Origin of the sequence: Bacillus sp. ISL-78 (genome assembly GCF_018613455.1) — a bacterium.
Lineage (GTDB): Bacteria > Bacillota > Bacilli > Bacillales > DSM-1321 > Peribacillus > Peribacillus frigoritolerans.
In genome coordinates this window covers 581,934-599,170 of sequence record NZ_JAGGQC010000004.1, presented here as the reverse complement: position 1 = coordinate 599,170, position 17,237 = coordinate 581,934, and the positions used below count along the sequence as shown (strand labels likewise).

The following is a 17,237-nucleotide window of genomic DNA, read 5'->3' as shown; positions in this document are numbered from 1 at the left end:
CAGTTTTCAAAGAGCAATTTCGATGTCGTTTCTCTCAGAAGCGACCTCTATAATGTAACACATTCCGTCACGTTTCGTCAACAACTTTTTTAAAAACTTTTTTAACAACTTGTTAGCTGTTTAAGTTGCTGTCTTAGCGACAAGAAATAATATACCATGTACTAAAAATGTTTGCAATACGTTTTTTTAAAACTTTTTCAAAAAAAAACATATTCACCTATTTCCTTCTATATATTCTTTACAACACCATCATCACCCCCTGCCATCCAGGCCATCCCCATGCTTTATGAATAAACGAAGCATATTTCCAAAGAAACACAAATAGTCATATATAGATATCTTTTTTCCATGAGGTGAAGCAATGAATCTGCCATTAATCGGATTACTCATTTCCTACAGTATGGCTCTTTACTTATTCAGTACCGCTTTTTATGAAGCCATCAAGTTCAGCAGAGAAAAAGGCAAGGTGAATGGTACGACATTTTTATTCAGCTTTACTTTCGCTTTGATATTCACACGGATCACCTATTTGTTTCATCCATATTAGATAAAAGCAGTAAGTCGGAAGACTTACTGCTTTTATACGGAGACTTGCGCCTCTTCATGATCCCTGCTTTTCTTTTCATCCTTTAAGAACATCATCAAACCACCCAATATGATGGTACCTCCAAGAACCTGCGTCCAGAGTATCGGTTCATCCAATATGAAGTAAGCCAGAATTGTCGCTCCTACCGGTTCTAGCAAGATTCCCATCGATAGCGTCGATGTGCTTAACCATTTTAATGACCAATTGAATAAAGAATGTCCTAATAAAGTCGGGAAGATGGCAAGCAAAACGAAATAGATCCAATCGGAAGCAGGATAAGGCGCCAATGCCTCTCCCTTGAAGATCACATAGAAAAACAAGGCGACGGCGCTGATTGCATACACGACAAATGTATATGTTATAGAAGAGACGCGTTTTCGGACATTTTGACCAAACAGTAAATATCCGGTTACGAGCGCACATGCGATAAGCGAAAGAATATCTCCCCAAAGCGCCATGCCGCTGATTCTCAAATCACCCCAGCTAATGACAAGGCTGCCTGCTATCGCAATGATGCCGCTCAATATTGCCTTCATTGAAAATCTTTCTTTAAAAAACAGGTAGGCTCCGGCAAAAGCGAATAAAGGCTGAAGGGTTACAAGGACAGTTGAACTTGCGACCGATGTGTAATTAAGCGATTCAAACCATAAAATAAAATGAAAAGCCAAAAACACTCCTGCCGCAATCGAATACAGCCAATCCTTTTTTTCAATGAATTTAAGTTCATAGCGGTATTTCACCATGAAAACCGGCAACATAAGAAGGACGGTAAATAATAAACGGTAAAAGGCGATAACACCAGATGGAGCGGTTGCCAGTTTAACAAGGATGGCCGAAAACGATACGGATGCCACACCGATCGCCAACGCTACATAGGGATTCACTTTTGGCATTTGCACTTGGATTCCTCCTTTCAACGGAATTACGTTACATAGAACTCTATTCTACTATGTTAAAATTATTAGGGTAGTTTTTTTTGAAAAACGGGTATATGGCAACAGACGATTTTATTCTTCGATAATAATTCGGAAGTGGTGAAACAAAATGGATTGGACATTCGACCCTCAATCGGAACTGCAAATCCTTATCAAATTGGGGATTTCAGCTCTCCTTGGACTAATTATCGGCCTAGAGCGAGAAATGAAACGAAAACCCGTTGGATTAAAAACGAGCCTGGTCATTTCAATCGTCAGCTGTTTATTAACGATCGTTTCCATGGAATCCGCTTATAAATTCCCGGGTAGCGACGACGTTAATATCACAATGGACCCCTTGCGTCTTGCAGCCCAGATCGTTTCCGGCGTCGGTTTTATAGGTGCTGGCGTCATACTCCGGCGTGACAACAACAGCATATCCGGTTTAACGACAGCCGCCATCATCTGGGGAGCGGCAGGGATCGGGATTGCCGTTGGAGCTGGTTTTTTTCTCGAGGCCATAGCCGGCGTCATCTTATTGATCATTAGTGTGGAATTGGTGCCCGCAATCGTCACCTGGCTCGGACCGATGAAGTTACGGCAAAAAGAAATCTTTCTGCAGCTGGTCGTACAAAATAAAGATGACATTGCAATCGTACTGAAAAAAATCAAAGACGAAAAAATATTCATCAAAAATCTTAGAATCAAAGATGTGGCAAATGACAACCACCTTTTGACCCTTAAAGTTCTGGTCGATCACAAAGTCAGAACATCGGAAGTGTATTACACCGTCTCCAATCTTAAGGAAATTGCACGGGTGGAAATCGAAAATGTATAATAAAAAGGCCGTTTGACTGCACTAAACGGTTCACTAGATAAAAAGGGTTGGGAATTAAACATTCCGAACCCCTTTTGAAATTCTCCTCAACTTTCCTTCATACCTCTGTTAAACCATTTTTGACCCCTTTGCAAGTCCAATAGGGCATCAATTAATGGCTAATTGCCTGCTTAATCCAATCGAAACTTCCACAATCCTCAGTTTTTATCTCCAGCATCAGAATCCAACACCTATATATGGATATTTACTATCATCCATCGCTCAGTGAGGAAGTCTAGTGTTACGTGACTTCACTGGTGGCCTAATCCATTATTCATCTAAGGGGGTCCACTCTATATATTTATTATAAATTTGCAAAATGACCAAACCGATATCCTGCTCTATACGTTTATATATAGTGAAAGGACGAACTCCGGCTTGCTTAAACATTTTAAAGGAAGGTGGTCAGGACAACCAGCATGATATTGACAGGGATATAAAAATTATCAAGAAAATAATTTCCCGAGGTGAGTGATGTTTAAAAAAATGAAGGTAAAAAGTATATGGATACCCTTACTATTTGTGTTTTTCATACCAAATGTAATAGGTGCTTCTTCTGCTAAAAGTAAAAGCCCAGAGTTGGCGACAGGCTTTGACACCCACATCACCAACAATTCCCTTGCCGTAAGTCCGGATGAACAAATAGCGATTGTCTCGGATAGCCGTGAACAATCCATCCTGGTCTATGATCTTACCAAAGGCAAGTTGCGTAAAAAGATCGACGGCTTCGGTTCACCGAGAAACATCGTGTTTATTGATGGCGGCTCAGAGTTTGTCATCTCAGACAGTACGCTCGGTACGATTCGTTTTTACAGCTTAAAGAACTTCACCTTGAAAGATGAAGTTGTCGTTGGTCCAGGTGCATTCGGGACTGCTGTCAGTCCGGATGGCAAGACATTGTATGTGAACAATCAAGCACACAATTCCGTCACGATCGTGGATCTGGAAAAACGAAAACCGATTGACGTCATTACCGGTTTCGCCCAACCAAGGCAGGGCATTAAAGTCTCTTCGGACGGAAAATATATCTTTGTCACGAACTTTCAAGGAGATAAAGTGTCTATCGTTGATGCCACCACCAAAAAAATCATTCGTGAAATAACAGGGTTCTCCAGTATTCGCGGAATCTCGATTACCGCTGATGGAAGAACATTATATGCCGCCAACAGCGGACGCAACAGCATTTCCGCAGTTGATACGCTAGACGGTAATATAAAGGGTGAAATCAAAGTGGGACGCGAGCCATATGGCGCTGCTCTATCGCCTGATGATAAACTCCTTTTCGCAAGCAACAAAGCTGATCATACGATTGACGTGATCAATGTCGCTGATCACCGCATAGTTAAAACAATCGGGGGGTTCAAAGAACCAAGGCAAGCAATCGTCTTTAGCCAGGATGGGGATCAGGCTTATGTATTAAACCGGGATTTCTCCATTGCACGTGTTGATGTTAAAACATACACCATCACGGATATAATTCAGGATAAGCAAAAAAAATAATAAAACCTGATGAAGCACATGATAAATGAAAAAATAATCCCAGAGATGGATCAACATGATCTCAATTTCAGTTTATTCAGTGGGACAGCTGGCTCCAGTTCTCATGTGAAAGAACCGTCTTCAATCTCGTTAGTTTACTGGTAATCTTTTGCGGCAGGTCTTTTACATCCCAATCGTCTAGCAAAAAATCTGCAGGTTAACTCGAGTCTCTAGTCTGATCCGTTTGACTGCACTCAAACGGGTTTTTTATCATTTTTGCAAAAATCTCATATTTTATATTGACTTTTCACCAAAATCCGATAAAATAATTATTGTACCTCAATTCGGGGCATTAGCTCAGCTGGGAGAGCGCTACGCTGGCAGCGTAGAGGTCAGCGGTTCGATCCCGCTATGCTCCATTTCCGAAAACCCTTGATATATCAAGGGTTTTTTCTTTTTGTCAATTTGTCCACCACTCCCCCCTAATATCTCCTTCAAGGCATTGCGATAAAATTTTCATGCTTTTTTGAACGTAATGTATGAGCCTTTTCCTCTCTCATGGTCGGTACATATTTTTGCTTTTATCAATAAAAAACCTACCTCCTTTAAGGAAGCAGGCGTACAAATACATCGAAATAACTTATAGATTAACAAATTAACAATCCTTCAGTACACTAGATGCGATAAGCTGTCCTAGTCTTCGTATTCCCTCGATCATTTCTTTCTCTTTGGCATAACTGAACGAGAGTCGGAGAAACTCAGTTCCATCGTTTTGATCCAAGAAAAAGTATTTCCCTGGAACATATGAAACACCATCAGCCAGAGCCTGTGATAATAACTGCGATGTATCCGCTCCTGGAATTCTCACCCATACAAAGTAACCGCCATCTGGAACATACCAGGAAACGGATTCTGGAAGGAATTGTTCCATCGAATGGATTAACGCAGTGCATTTAGAACGATACGTATCTTTTAGAAGGTCGAGCCGTTTCTCAAAATCGGTGTTTTCTAAGTATACTGCCATTGAACTTTGAGCAAACGGATGGTCTAAATCTTTTTTAAACCACTCAAAAGACTTGATGAATTCACTTTCTCCCGCTATCCATCCAATCCGCATTCCTGGCGCAACAACCTTGGATAATGACCCGACTTGCAGGACTCGCCCGCATTTATCAATAGATTTTATTGGGACCGGATTTTCATCGAAGGATAATTCCCCGTATGCATCATCCTCCAGAATGAGGAAATCATACTCGATGGAAAGCTCCACTAAATGCTTCCGGCGCTCAATTGTCATAGTCGTTCCAGTTGGATTTTGAAAAGTTGGGATTGTATATAAAAAACGCGGGAGGGTTTGACCTGTGCGTTTCCTTTCATCCAGCATTTCCTTTAAACGGTATGTTTGGAGTCCCTGTTCATCTATAGGTATACTAATGATCCGTTTCGTATAGTTTTGAAAAATCTCCAAAGCCTCCATGTAGGTGGGCGACTCTACCGCTACAACCGCTTTATCATCAAGAAGAACGCGGGCAATAAGATCAATCCCCTGGCAAGCTCCTGATGTAATCAAAAGCTGTTCTTCCAAAACGCAAATTCCACGCTCTGCCAACCTTTTCTGGATTTGCTGCTTTAGTCTTGGAATTCGCGGACTTCCGAGATAATGGAGCGGCAAATCCTGCTCCTCATCAAGAAGTCTGGCTACAGCTTCCTTAAGCTCCTCAGCAGGAACGAGAGCAGGATCAGGATAGCCTGAACTCAAGCGAATACAACCATCTGGCAGATCTGGCATCCATGCACCGGGCGGATCATTCTTAAGTGCCTCTTTAATGTTCTCGGAAAAAAAAGATTCAACATTCACTTCAACCAAACACCTTTCCTTCAATTAAATCTTGATTGATTCTCGCAATCTTTAAAGTTAGCTGCTTATTATAAGATACAAATTAGTAATTTTAAACGTTCTTCTGATGAGGGACGACAATCCCTCTCTTTATATTAACTCCGGAGTCCGTCTTACACGTAAAAAATTAAAGAAAGGCAGATCGTCCGCCTTTCTTTGATTCCATGTTTTAATTCACCCATTATCCACTCTATTTTGCATTCACATCGGGTTGATGAATTCCAAAAGTATTGCCTTCGGGATCGATATAGTATCCTTGCCAAGCCATTCCGGGCAGGGCAAATTTGGGCATTGCGAGCTTGCCGCCATTCTCAATAATTTTAGCTTCCGTTAAATCGTAATTTTCCACGCCAATGGTACACGCAAATGCATTTAACGCTTGGTGTGTTTCCGGCGGAGCACTTTGACGCTGCATCAAAGCACCATCGATACCATGTTCATTCTCATTGCCAGTTACTGCTCCAAAGTATGGCATCCCTGCATAATCACTCCAGTCTTGAAATGACCACCCGAACACCTCTCCATAAAACTTCTTTGCCCGTTCCATGTCATTCACATGAATTTCGAAATGAACTATTCTTCCCATGGTTACCCCCTAAGGTACATATGTATTAACCATTCACTTGCATTATTCAGTCTGTGTTCGCTGCCTATTTATTATTATAATTTAAATGGAAATAAATTCAAAGAAATAGAAACTTCATCATACAACCAACCCGGGAACCGCTTTTCAATTTTTCATCCCAAACATTTGCGAAACTATGTGTATATTTTTGTGAAAGCTGGACGAGACTGCTAGTAAATCATTCTAGGAGGTTATCAAATGTTTAGATTCGGGAAGAGAAAGCCGCGAAGCAAGGTCGGTAAATTAATCGATAAACACGGATATACCCAAGAGGAGTTCGTAAGTGCGTCAGGAATCTCCCGCAATACGATAAGCAGAGTTTGCAGCGATCCCAAGTATGTGCCGTCAGCCGGGGTTTTAAAGAAAATCATGAAGGCGGTTCGAAGTTTAGATACAGGCGCAAAGGCAGATGACTACTTTGATTTGTAAACAAAAAGGCCCTGGCTTATGGCCGGGCCTAAATGTATTATTCAATTCTTGTTCATACTATCCTATCCACGCTCCCAAAATCCAAGCTTTCCTTTCGGAAATAACCTTCATTCCAACGGCCCCAGCTTTTCAATGTTCAGATGAGATTCAACGACCTTGAATTAAAATCCCCCACTTCCATTAGGAGCGGGGGATTTTCTTCATTCTCGGCTGATATGTTTATATAGGGGTTCTTTGTCCCTTTTAGACAAACCCTGCAGGGATTTCTTTAACAAGGGCTAGTTATAGATTAGGGACAAAAGGTTATGTATTCCGCTTGAGCTATTTTCTGCTGAACATTTTCTTTATGAACTGAACCACAGGTGAAACGATGGATTCATGTACATTCGTAAGGGCATAACCGATCAGCCCCATAATTACCAGGGCCATTATTAATCCTACTATCAATCCCGATGTTTCTCTAAGTTCTTCAAGAACAGCATCCATTCATTATCCTCCCCGGCTTGCCGATGTACTTATTTTTACGGTTTTTCACCGATTTTACGTCTGAACGCTCCATTTATCGTTTTTTCTTCGAACATTGACCTATTCTGTTAAATATGGTCCATTATAACGCATTGGATGATTATGGTCGAGCTGCCACTTTTAAACGCATTCATAGAAGTCCTAATCAATAATAAAGGCTTTACCTCTAGCGTTTCTCTTTAAGTCAAAAGATAAACCTTCGTTCATCAGCAGAAATGTAAACCTTTTCATTTGTCCAAAACCGACAAAGAAATGACAGAATTATTGTTTTTTGAGAACATTGAGAATATTGTCGAAAAACCTTAAGCTTAATTTAAGAAATACATCTTCTTAGGGGGTGCGCTTTATATGGAAGCCATTACAAGGGACTTTTTCTTATTTTTATCTAAGAATAACCTGCTTAATAATATTGCTAAAAAAAGCGGAGGAAATTTTGCTGCTGGAAAGATCATTGGGGGAACTGATTTCCAAAGTTCCATTAAATTCATTAAACAACTTAATAATAGCGGCTTGTCGGTTACAGTCGACCATCTTGGGGAATTCGTTGATTCCAAGGAAGTGACTCTGGAACGGACGGCAGAATGCATCGAAACCATCGAAATGATCAGCAGGGAAAAACTTGATTCACAGGTTTCTCTGAAGATGACTTCTTTGGGACTTGATATCGATCATAAACTAGTGATTGAGAATATGACGAAAATTCTTGATACAGCCGAAAAACATAAAGTCATGGTCACGATCGATATGGAAGATGAAGTTCGCTGTCAGGCAACAATCGATATCTTTAGACAGTTCAAAGAAAAATACAGCTGCATAAGCACTGTTCTACAAGCATATTTATTCCGCACAGAGAAAGATTTGGAGGACCTTGGCCAATATAAGCCATTCCTGCGTCTCGTAAAGGGTGCTTATAAGGAATCTCCAGAGGTTGCTTTTCCCGAGAAGAATGATGTGGACGAAAACTATAAAAAGTTGATTAAGCAAAGTCTTCTTAACGGAAATTATACGGCCATTGCCTCACATGATGACAAAATCATCGAATATACAAAAGAGCTGGCCAAGAAATATGACATCCCAAATACACAATTCGAATTCCAAATGCTTTATGGCATGAGGAACAAGACTCAATACGAATTGGTCAAGCAAGGTTACAAAATGCGCGTTTATGTACCATACGGTCTGGATTGGTATGGATACTTCATGAGAAGGCTTGCAGAAAGGCCATCCAATATTGCCTTTGCCTTCAAAGGGATGGTCAGAAGCTAAATATACTTTCAACATTATTAATTGTTACAAAAAATCTATTAAAAGGTGTGATTATCAATGATTTCATATAAACACGAACCATTTGTTGATTTTACAAACGAGGAAAACAAAAAAGCATATCAGGAAGCACTTCAAACTGTCGAGGGCTACTTAGGGCAAGACTACCCTCTTTATATCGGGGCAGAGCAAGTTACGACTGATGAGAAAATCGTTTCATATAACCCTGCAGATAAGCAAGAGGTCATCGGCCGCGTATCGAAAGCGAATAGGGATCTTGCTGAAAAAGCCATGCAGGAAGCTGTTACCGCTTTTGAAAGCTGGAAAAAAGTGAAGCCGGAAATCCGCGCTGACGTTTTATTCAAAGCGGCTGCCATCATTCGCAGACGCAAGCATGAATTCTCTGCATTATTGACGAAAGAAGCAGGAAAACCTTGGAATGAGGCTGATGCTGATACAGCGGAAGCAATCGATTTCCTTGAATTCTATGCTCGCCAAATGCTGACTCTTAAAGATGGTGTGCCTGTTCAAAGCCGTCCGGGGGAATTCAACCGCTATGATTACATTCCATTAGGAGTAGGCATCATCATTTCTCCTTGGAACTTCCCATTTGCGATCATGGCAGGTACAGCTGTTGCCGCTATCGTTACCGGGAACACAATCCTGTTGAAACCAGCTTCTACTACTCCTATCGTTGCTGCGAAATTCGTTGAAGTGATGCTTGAAGCAGGCCTTCCAGCAGGTGTGTTGAATTTCGTTCCAGGAAGCGGAGCAGAGGTCGGCGACTATCTAGTCGATCATCCTAAAACACGTTTCATTTCCTTCACAGGTTCACGTGATGTAGGTCTGCGCATTTACAAACGTGCTTCAGAAGTGAACGAAGGCCAAATTTGGCTGAAGCGTGTCATCGCTGAAATGGGCGGAAAAGATACAATCGTCGTCGACAAAGAGGCAGATCTTGAATTGGCGGCTCAATCGATCGTGAAATCTGCATTTGGCTTCTCTGGACAAAAATGTTCTGCTTGTTCCCGTGCTGTCATCGTTGAAGATGTATATGATCAAGTATTAGCTCGCGCTGTTGAATTAACAAAACAACTTACAGTTGGTAACCCTGTAGAAAATCATTTCATGGGTCCGGTTATCGACCAAGCGGCTTTTGACAAAATCATGAGCTACATTGAAATCGGGAACCAAGAAGGACGCATCCTGACTGGCGGAGAAGGAGATAGCTCTAAAGGCTACTTCGTTCAACCGACAATCGTTGCCGATGTCGATCCGCAAGCCCGCTTGATGCAAGAAGAGATCTTCGGACCAGTCGTTGCCTTCACAAAAGCCAAGGACTTCAACGAAGCACTTGAAATTGCCAATAACACTGAATATGGTTTGACTGGGGCTGTCATTACGACAAATCGCCTTAACATGGAAAAGGCACGCGAAGAGTTCCATGTGGGGAACTTGTATTTCAACCGCGGCTGTACTGGTGCAATCGTAGGTTATCAGCCATTCGGCGGGTTCAACATGTCAGGAACTGATTCCAAGGCAGGCGGACCGGACTACTTGCAGCTTCATATGCAAGCAAAAACAACATCTGAAACATTCTGATAATGTTTCATTAAGCAATTTGAAGATAACTTGAAACCCCTATGGTTTCCGTATCCTCCATTCTGGATACGGAAGCCAAAATGAAGTTAAATGGAGGAAGTGACAAATAGGTTGCTTCCTCTTTTAAAACAAAAAATTATATATTTCATCAAGAAGGGAGTCTTTTATGGATTACGCATTAATAATTTCGATCAGCATTTACATGGCTGGCATGCTTCTCATCGGTTACTTCGCATACAAAAGAACTTCCAATTTAAATGATTATATGCTGGGCGACCGGGGTCTTGGACCTGCCGTCACTGCATTGAGCGCCGGTGCCGCGGATATGAGCGGTTGGCTTTTAATGGGTATGCCTGGTGCCATGTTCGCAACAGGACTAAGTTCAATCTGGATTGTAATCGGTCTCACATTAGGAGCCTATATGAACTGGCTGTATGTTGCACCTAGATTGAGAACCTATACGGAAGTCGCCAATAACTCGATTACGATCCCCGCTTTCCTGGAAAATCGTTTTGGCGAGGGCTCACAGATCTTAAGGCTCATTTCGGCTTTGGTTATCCTCGTATTCTTTACCTTTTACGTTTCTTCCGGAATGGTATCCGGCGGAGTCTTATTCCAAAGTACATTCGGCCTTGATTACCATACAGGCCTATGGATCTTGACAGGCGTCACCGTTGCCTATACTTTATTCGGTGGATTCCTGGCAGTAAGCTGGACAGACTTTGTTCAAGGAATCATCATGGTTGTCGCCTTGGTTCTTGTACCTATCGTCACCCTTTTCCATATTGGCGGTTTCGGTCCTGCGATTGACACGCCACGTTCCATTGATCCAGCTCTATTGAATATTTTTACGGGGACGAGCTTTTTAGGAGTCATCTCATTATTTGCTTGGGGACTTGGTTACTTCGGACAGCCGCATATCATTGTCCGCTTTATGGCGATCAGTTCTATTAAAGAAATCAAAAAAGCCCGTACTATCGGGATGGGCTGGATGATTTTCTCCAGTATCGGTGCCATGCTGACTGGATTCATCGGTATCACGTATTTCCATCAGAACAATCTGAAGTTAGCTGATCCTGAAACGATTTTCATAGAGTTAGGGGAAATACTATTCCACCCGCTTATCACTGGTTTCTTGATTTCCGCAATATTGGCAGCCATCATGAGCACGATTTCTTCGCAGCTTTTGGTTACGGCCAGCTCATTAACGGAGGATATGTACAAAACCTTCTTCCGCCGTTCCGCTTCAGATAAAGAGCTTGTTTTCCTGGGCAGACTTTCCGTACTGACCATATCCGTCATAGCGCTCATTCTCTCTTGGGAACAGAATGACACAATCCTTGGACTTGTCGGCTATGCATGGGCTGGATTCGGATCTTCATTCGGTCCATTGGTCATACTGAGCCTCTGCTGGAAACGGATGACAAGATGGGGCGCTTTAGCCGGGATGATCGTTGGTGCCGCTACTGTAATTATCTGGTCGATGGCAGGATTATCCGATACGCTTTATGAAATGATTCCTGGGTTTGGCGCTAGCTTGATTGCCATCATCCTGGTCAGTCTTCTAACAGCGAAACCATCAAAAGAAGTAGAAGCGAAATTCGAAGAATTCGAAAAAACTTTAAAACAATAATAAAACCCCTAAAAGGAACGGTATTTTTTCATATACCGTTCCTTCTTTGTTCTTGCCCCTATACACATCATTAGTTTAAAAGTATTATTAAACTAAGTTGTCATACACTTCAAAAAACTGCAGGGGGCCATATATGTCATTAGAAAAAATCCTTACTCTAACAAACATCAACGATATAACGGATATGGTCAGCACTTTTTTAAAAAAACCAGTCGTCATCGAAAATGACCAATTTTTATTGCTGGCATATAGTTCATATTATATCGAACACTTCGACCAAGCCAATCGGCAAACGATCTTCACAAAGCATTGGCCGATTCCAATCCTGGAAAAATTCATGGATGAGGGCATTGTCGAACAGCTTAAAACAGTTGAACATCCATTTAGGGTGAAACAAATTGAGGAAATCGGGTTAAATCAAAGGGTCGTTGTGAGCGCCGTTCATAAAGGACAGGTCTTCGGGTTCATTTGGGTCCAAGAAACGGAAATGATGACTGATTCCGATCTGGAATTTTTACATGAAGTTTCCCATCATATCGGCAAGCTCCTTTATCAGAAAAAACAGATAAACATGAAAAAAGATGAAGAAAAAAACGAGTTTTATCAAAAGGTCATTGACGAAGTCTATCAAACGGAAAACCAAATAAAATGGGAAGCCGCCAATATGAGTCTTCTCATTCCGGAAACTTTCCTTGTCAATGTCTTTACCATCGCTCAATCCGATGCAGAACATTTCGATGAATTAGCGGATACAGTCAGTCTGTTCGCCAATGCGCTGAATCATTTCACCCATGTATTCACAAACCAATTGAAGATCATCGTCCTGATTGGCAGCAACGGAAAAGGGAAAGACCTGCTAACCGATAGCGCAAATGATTTAACGAACACCGTTCTTTCCCAATTCACTGACAAAAAGGTATTCCCGGGAATCGGAAATGAGTACTCTTCGATTCTTCAATTAAGAAAATCCTATCTCGAAGCCCTGGAAGTGATCAACTCAGCCAAATTCATCGGTGAACCTGAACAGCTTCCCTTCCAATATAGCAAACTTGGGATTTTCCGTTACCTCGAAATGATCTCCAACCATCATGCTAAAACGAATTATATCAATACGGATTTAGAAACTCTTCAAAAGAAGGACCTGGAAAGCCAAACCAAACTCCTTCAAACACTGGAAATATATCTCTTGAACAATTGCCGGATCAAACCGACATCGGAACAGCTATACATTCATACCAACACATTGAAATATAGATTGAATCAAATAACCGATCTCACCTCAATCGATCTTGATGACTTTCATTCAAGAATGCAACTATACATCGACTTACAGCTTATAAAGCAGAGATCTTAAAGAACGTCCCGTTTTTGAGTTCGGGTGATTCAATAAGCGAAGGAGAGAAGAAACGCGGCTAGATCTGCCAGTTTCTTCTCTCCTTATTTATTCTTTACCTATTTACTGGACTCACCTTATCCGGATGCTTTAGGATTCCCAGTGTGAACGAAATCCATGACTTCCTCTTTCGATAGTTTGCTGAGCCCCATAACTTCAATGGTTCTTCCACTTTGTAGAGTACCCCCTACAAGAATTTCTCAACTCATCGCATGAGCCAAGAACCAGTCCGTTTTATCCGTAATAAGCACATCATCGCCGATTACTTCATTGGTTATATTCACAATTTCTTGGACTAATTTGGCTAACATATAATCCCCTTTGGTTATCGCAAAACTATAAAAAACCAGCTCGCAAATAACCCGAGCTGGTTTTTTATGTAAATTTTTATATTGAATTAATTTTAGGGCATCTTCCCTCAGGAAACGTTTTCCTTGTCGCCGGTGTATTCACGCTCCCAAAAATCGGCGTTTTTTATACCTAAAGCTTTTGGATTGAAAACCGGATCGATCCCAGCTTTCTTTTGCTTTTCGTAATCCTTTAAGGTAATGAGCGCCGGTTTAGCAAGAATTAAAATGGCAATGACATTGAGCCATACCATAATTCCTAGCCCAGCATCACCTAATGCCCAAGCCAGCTCTGCCGTACGCACGGATCCGTAAAAACTGGCCGCCAGGATGATGAGCTTCAAGGCGAACATGGCCGATTTACCATTCCGGTTGCGCATTAAATAGGCGATATTGGTTTCAGCGATATAATAGTAGGCCATGATCGTCGTAAAGGCGAAGAAGAAAAGGGCGATTGCAACAAAGCCAGCACCAAAACCTGGGATTACGCTATCGATTGCCGCTTGCGTATACCCTGGACCAGGTGTTACATCCCCCAAATTATTGACGATATATGAACCATTTTCCGCTTGTGTATTATACATGCCTGTAAATAAAATCATGAAGGCTGTAGCTGAACATACAAACAATGTGTCGATATAAACCGAGAATGCTTGAACAAGACCTTGCTTTGCTGGATGTGATACTTCAGCCGCAGCCGCCGGATGAGCTCCTGTCCCTTGGCCGGCCTCATTCGAATAAACGCCGCGTTTCACTCCCCAAGCTATCGCCATGCCAATGATTCCCCCAAATGCAGAATCCAACCCGAAAGCACTTCTGAATATCAAAGAGATGACTCCTGGTAATTCCGTGATATTCATTAGGACGATGACAACAGATAGCAATATATAACCAAGGGCCATGAAAGGCACGATTAAGGTTGCAGCATTGGCTATCCGTTTTACACCGCCGAATATAATGAAGCCAAGTAAAAGAACGATGGCCAAACCAGTGAATACCGGCTTGACGCCGAATGCATTTTCCACCCCGGCAGCAATCGAATTGGATTGAACACCTGGCATAAGGATGGCCATGGCTATAAGGGCTGCAAATGCAAAAAGGACAGCAAACCACTTCCACCCTATCCCTTTTTCAATATAATAAGCAGGGCCTCCCCGATATTGTCCATCTTGTTTGACTTTATAAATTTGAGCTAAAGTGGATTCCACAAATGCACTGGCCGCACCTATGAAGGCGATGGCCCACATCCAGAAAACGGCACCGGGGCCGCCAAAGGCGATAGCCGTGGCCACTCCTGCAATGTTACCTGTACCGACCCGACCTGAAAGGGCTATGGATAAAGCCTGGAATGAGGAAACCCCCGCTTCCGAACTTTCCCTTGGAACATCAAGAGGACCATTTCCTTAATATGCCTCACTTGCAGAAAACGGGTTAAAATCGAGAATAATAAACCTACTCCCAATAAAATATAAATGACTGGTGAACTCCATAAAACTCCATTTAAAGCCGTAATAAATTCAGACAATCAAGCTCCCCCTTTATAGTTTGAAAATTCTAATTTTTCTTTTAATGATTATATTTCATCTTGATGTATTAAACAATAGTTTCCGCGTAAGGAAACCTTACATTAACATTTTTATTTTTCCACTTGCAAATACCCCGATAATCACATTACGAATACAAGAAAAACGCCAGCGATTCCGCTGGCGTCGTGTTTTTTGCACATAAGTCAAGATACTTTAATCGCACCCAATATTTCCTGTTCCAATTGTTTGGTTCTCTCCATTTTTGTTGATTCCGTCCATCCAAAATATCGAGCCATATAATCGATCACTGCATGTTTATGCGTTTGGACTAAATCGATATCGAATAACAATGTCCCCGTCCTGCGGAAGAAGAAATCCACCGGAGTTGCGGCCATTTCATGATCCACTGCGTATTTCAGCTGTACGAACAATTTCTTTGGAATGCCGCTAGTCGCTCCTCCGTCTCCTTCGTTTTTGGCGATATCGAATAACACAGGTGCGTTGGACCCGTACATGGCTAATATCTCTTTGGCGTCCTTTACAGCGAGACCTGAGTCAACGCCCATTTGAACATGTTGCTTGATATAATTGGAGAAGTTGCTTGACCCTCCGACATCCCCTCCGGAAATCGGCATTCCTTTAGTGCTGCTGGCTGGGTACTTTTTATCGGACTGCTGGGCAAGCTTCCCTGCCAAAAGGTCGACCGTCGTTTTTGCCATTTTGCGATAACCGGTCAATTTCCCGCCCGCAATCGTGATAAGGCCAGAGTCGGACTCCCAGATTTCATCTTTCCTTGATATCTCAGAAGGATCTTTCCCTTCTTCAAGAATCAAAGGCCTTACCCCAGCCCAGCTGGATTCGATATCATCATCCGTAATGTTCACTTCTGGAAACATATAATGTATGGACTTTAATAGATAGGCACGGTCTTCGGAAGTAACGGTCGGCACTGCAGGATCACCATCATAAAATGTATCCGTAGTCCCTACATAAGCTTTACCGGCTCTCGGGATGGCAAAAATCATCCGGCCATCAGGCGTATCAAAATAAAGCGCCTGCTTCAACGGGAATCTCGATTGGTCGATGACCACGTGAACACCCTTGGATAACTTCAGCGTCTTCCCTTGTTTCGATTGGTCCTTCTCACGAATGGAATCCACCCACGGACCTGCTGCATTAATAACTTTGTCTGCATATATTTCATAAGCATCACCTGAAAGCAAATCGGCCACTTGGACTCCGTTCACCTTACCGTTTTCATATAACAATTTATCTACTTTTGTATAATTTATCGGTGTTGCACCTTTATCGACAGCCGCCTTCATGACTTCAATCGTAAGACGTGCATCATCCGTCCGATATTCAACATAGTAGCCTCCGCCCTTCAGTCCCTCTTTCTTAACGAGAGGCTCCCGTTTTAGTGTTTCATCCGCCGAAAGCATTTTCCTGCGTTCAGATTTTTTAACCCCTGCAAGAAAATCATAGACCCGAAGCCCGATCGAGGTACTGAATTTCCCGAAGGTACCTCCTTTATGCATCGGTAACAGCATCCATTCCGGCGTGGTCACATGCGGTCCATTCTCATAAACGATTTCTCGCTCTTTACCAACCTCGGCAACCATTTTTATTTCAAATTGCTTCAAATACCGCAATCCGCCATGAACAAGCTTTGTCGAGCGGCTTGAAGTACCTGCAGCAAAATCCTGCATTTCAACCAAAGCCACTTTCATCCCACGGGTCGTTGCATCCAGAGCGATCCCTGCACCTGTAATTCCCCCACCAATGACAACCACATCAAACTTCTCTTTTTTCAGAGTTTCGACCGTTTCTTCCCGATATATATTTGAAAACCTCATGCCTGACTCCTCCTTAAGTATTGCATTCTATTGTTTTTTTGTATGAATTCTGCGTTTACTCGTGAATTCTCACGATTTACTCGTGAATTCACACGGTTTACTCGTGAATTCGCGCTATTTACTCGTGAATTCTCACGATTTACTCGTGAATTCTGCGTTTACTCGTGAATTCTCACGATTTACTCGTGAATTCGCGCTATTTACTCGTGAATTCTGCACTTTTACTCGTGAATTCTGCGTTTACTCGTGAATTCCCACGATTTACTCGTGAATTCGCGCTATTTA

13 protein-coding genes, 1 tRNA gene and 1 pseudogene are annotated in these 17,237 nt (G+C 42.1%); 9 read left to right on the top strand and 6 right to left on the bottom strand.

Annotated features, from left to right (window positions below; translation table 11 throughout):
• The first annotated feature begins 361 nt into the window (after positions 1 to 361).
• A complete protein-coding gene (locus J7I96_RS08530; protein WP_034310479.1) occupies positions 362 to 547 on the top strand; it encodes a hypothetical protein in 186 nt (61 codons plus the stop codon).
• Positions 548 to 579: 32 nt separating this feature from the next.
• Here the strand turns inward: J7I96_RS08530 and J7I96_RS08525 are convergent, their stop codons facing one another.
• Positions 580 to 1,479, bottom strand: coding sequence for a DMT family transporter (locus tag J7I96_RS08525; protein WP_251029131.1), 900 nt, complete (start codon positions 1,477 to 1,479; stop codon positions 580 to 582).
• A gap of 151 nt (positions 1,480 to 1,630) precedes the next feature.
• Between J7I96_RS08525 and J7I96_RS08520 the strand changes: the two genes are divergently transcribed.
• The 3 genes from J7I96_RS08520 to J7I96_RS08510 all read left to right on the top strand — a co-directional run bounded on the left by J7I96_RS08520 (position 1,631) and on the right by J7I96_RS08510 (position 4,275).
• The gene (locus tag J7I96_RS08520; RefSeq protein WP_214773175.1) at positions 1,631 to 2,338 is read left to right on the top strand and encodes an MgtC/SapB family protein; all 708 of its coding nucleotides are present in this window, start codon (positions 1,631 to 1,633) and stop codon (positions 2,336 to 2,338) included.
• Positions 2,339 to 2,851: 513 nt separating this feature from the next.
• Positions 2,852 to 3,877, top strand: coding sequence for a beta-propeller fold lactonase family protein (locus J7I96_RS08515; RefSeq protein ID WP_214922483.1), 1,026 nt, complete (start codon positions 2,852 to 2,854; stop codon positions 3,875 to 3,877).
• A gap of 325 nt (positions 3,878 to 4,202) precedes the next feature.
• A tRNA-Ala gene (locus J7I96_RS08510) sits at positions 4,203 to 4,275 on the top strand.
• A gap of 236 nt (positions 4,276 to 4,511) precedes the next feature.
• Here J7I96_RS08510 and J7I96_RS08505 read toward each other — a convergent pair.
• Together J7I96_RS08505 and J7I96_RS08500 are read right to left on the bottom strand one after the other, a co-directional pair.
• A complete protein-coding gene (locus J7I96_RS08505; RefSeq protein WP_214922485.1) occupies positions 4,512 to 5,714 on the bottom strand; it encodes an aminotransferase-like domain-containing protein in 1,203 nt (400 codons plus the stop codon).
• Positions 5,715 to 5,943: 229 nt separating this feature from the next.
• Positions 5,944 to 6,339 carry a VOC family protein gene (locus tag J7I96_RS08500; RefSeq protein ID WP_214922487.1) on the bottom strand — a complete coding sequence of 132 codons (396 nt, stop codon included), beginning with the start codon at positions 6,337 to 6,339 and terminating at the stop codon, positions 5,944 to 5,946.
• A 237-nt stretch (positions 6,340 to 6,576) separates the two neighbouring features.
• Between J7I96_RS08500 and J7I96_RS08495 the strand changes: the two genes are divergently transcribed.
• On the top strand, positions 6,577 to 6,807 hold the full coding sequence (locus tag J7I96_RS08495) for a helix-turn-helix domain-containing protein (RefSeq protein WP_053536661.1): 231 nt from the start codon (positions 6,577 to 6,579) through the stop codon (positions 6,805 to 6,807).
• Between the two features lie 321 nt (positions 6,808 to 7,128).
• On the opposite strand, the gene J7I96_RS08490 is transcribed toward J7I96_RS08495, so the two are convergent.
• Positions 7,129 to 7,293, bottom strand: a complete 165-nt coding sequence (locus J7I96_RS08490; RefSeq protein WP_214922489.1) for a hypothetical protein — start codon at positions 7,291 to 7,293, stop codon at positions 7,129 to 7,131.
• Positions 7,294 to 7,680: 387 nt separating this feature from the next.
• Between J7I96_RS08490 and J7I96_RS08485 the strand changes: the two genes are divergently transcribed.
• The 4 genes from J7I96_RS08485 to J7I96_RS08470 all read left to right on the top strand — a co-directional run bounded on the left by J7I96_RS08485 (position 7,681) and on the right by J7I96_RS08470 (position 13,184).
• Entirely contained in the window at positions 7,681 to 8,598 is a 918-nt protein-coding gene (locus tag J7I96_RS08485; protein WP_034310470.1) for a proline dehydrogenase family protein, read from the top strand.
• A gap of 57 nt (positions 8,599 to 8,655) precedes the next feature.
• A complete protein-coding gene (gene pruA / locus J7I96_RS08480; protein ID WP_101223545.1) occupies positions 8,656 to 10,197 on the top strand; it encodes an L-glutamate gamma-semialdehyde dehydrogenase in 1,542 nt (513 codons plus the stop codon).
• Positions 10,198 to 10,363: 166 nt separating this feature from the next.
• Positions 10,364 to 11,830, top strand: a complete 1,467-nt coding sequence (putP, locus tag J7I96_RS08475; protein ID WP_214922491.1) for a sodium/proline symporter PutP — start codon at positions 10,364 to 10,366, stop codon at positions 11,828 to 11,830.
• Positions 11,831 to 11,963: 133 nt separating this feature from the next.
• Positions 11,964 to 13,184, top strand: coding sequence for a PucR family transcriptional regulator (locus J7I96_RS08470; protein WP_214922493.1), 1,221 nt, complete (start codon positions 11,964 to 11,966; stop codon positions 13,182 to 13,184).
• 457 nt (positions 13,185 to 13,641) lie between these two features.
• On the opposite strand, the pseudogene J7I96_RS08465 reads toward J7I96_RS08470, so the two are convergent.
• Together J7I96_RS08465 and J7I96_RS08460 are read right to left on the bottom strand one after the other, a co-directional pair.
• A pseudogene (locus J7I96_RS08465) lies at positions 13,642 to 15,095 on the bottom strand (alanine/glycine:cation symporter family protein).
• A gap of 204 nt (positions 15,096 to 15,299) precedes the next feature.
• Positions 15,300 to 16,952: a glycerol-3-phosphate dehydrogenase/oxidase gene (locus tag J7I96_RS08460; protein WP_214922494.1), complete on the bottom strand. Its 1,653-nt coding sequence runs from the start codon at positions 16,950 to 16,952 to the stop codon at positions 15,300 to 15,302.
• Between the last annotated feature and the right edge of the window lie 285 nt (positions 16,953 to 17,237).

Coding starts and splice junctions, on each gene's coding strand:
- J7I96_RS08520 (WP_214773175.1), top strand. CDS start 1,631: ATGGATTGGACATTCGACCCTCAATCGGAACTGCAAATCCTTATCAAA.
- J7I96_RS08460 (WP_214922494.1), bottom strand. CDS start 16,952: ATGAGGTTTTCAAATATATATCGGGAAGAAACGGTCGAAACTCTGAAA.
- pruA (WP_101223545.1), top strand. CDS start 8,656: ATGATTTCATATAAACACGAACCATTTGTTGATTTTACAAACGAGGAA.
- J7I96_RS08470 (WP_214922493.1), top strand. CDS start 11,964: ATGTCATTAGAAAAAATCCTTACTCTAACAAACATCAACGATATAACG.
- J7I96_RS08495 (WP_053536661.1), top strand. CDS start 6,577: ATGTTTAGATTCGGGAAGAGAAAGCCGCGAAGCAAGGTCGGTAAATTA.
- J7I96_RS08500 (WP_214922487.1), bottom strand. CDS start 6,339: ATGGGAAGAATAGTTCATTTCGAAATTCATGTGAATGACATGGAACGG.
- J7I96_RS08485 (WP_034310470.1), top strand. CDS start 7,681: ATGGAAGCCATTACAAGGGACTTTTTCTTATTTTTATCTAAGAATAAC.
- putP (WP_214922491.1), top strand. CDS start 10,364: ATGGATTACGCATTAATAATTTCGATCAGCATTTACATGGCTGGCATG.
- J7I96_RS08515 (WP_214922483.1), top strand. CDS start 2,852: ATGTTTAAAAAAATGAAGGTAAAAAGTATATGGATACCCTTACTATTT.
- J7I96_RS08490 (WP_214922489.1), bottom strand. CDS start 7,293: ATGGATGCTGTTCTTGAAGAACTTAGAGAAACATCGGGATTGATAGTA.
- J7I96_RS08530 (WP_034310479.1), top strand. CDS start 362: ATGAATCTGCCATTAATCGGATTACTCATTTCCTACAGTATGGCTCTT.
- J7I96_RS08525 (WP_251029131.1), bottom strand. CDS start 1,479: ATGCCAAAAGTGAATCCCTATGTAGCGTTGGCGATCGGTGTGGCATCC.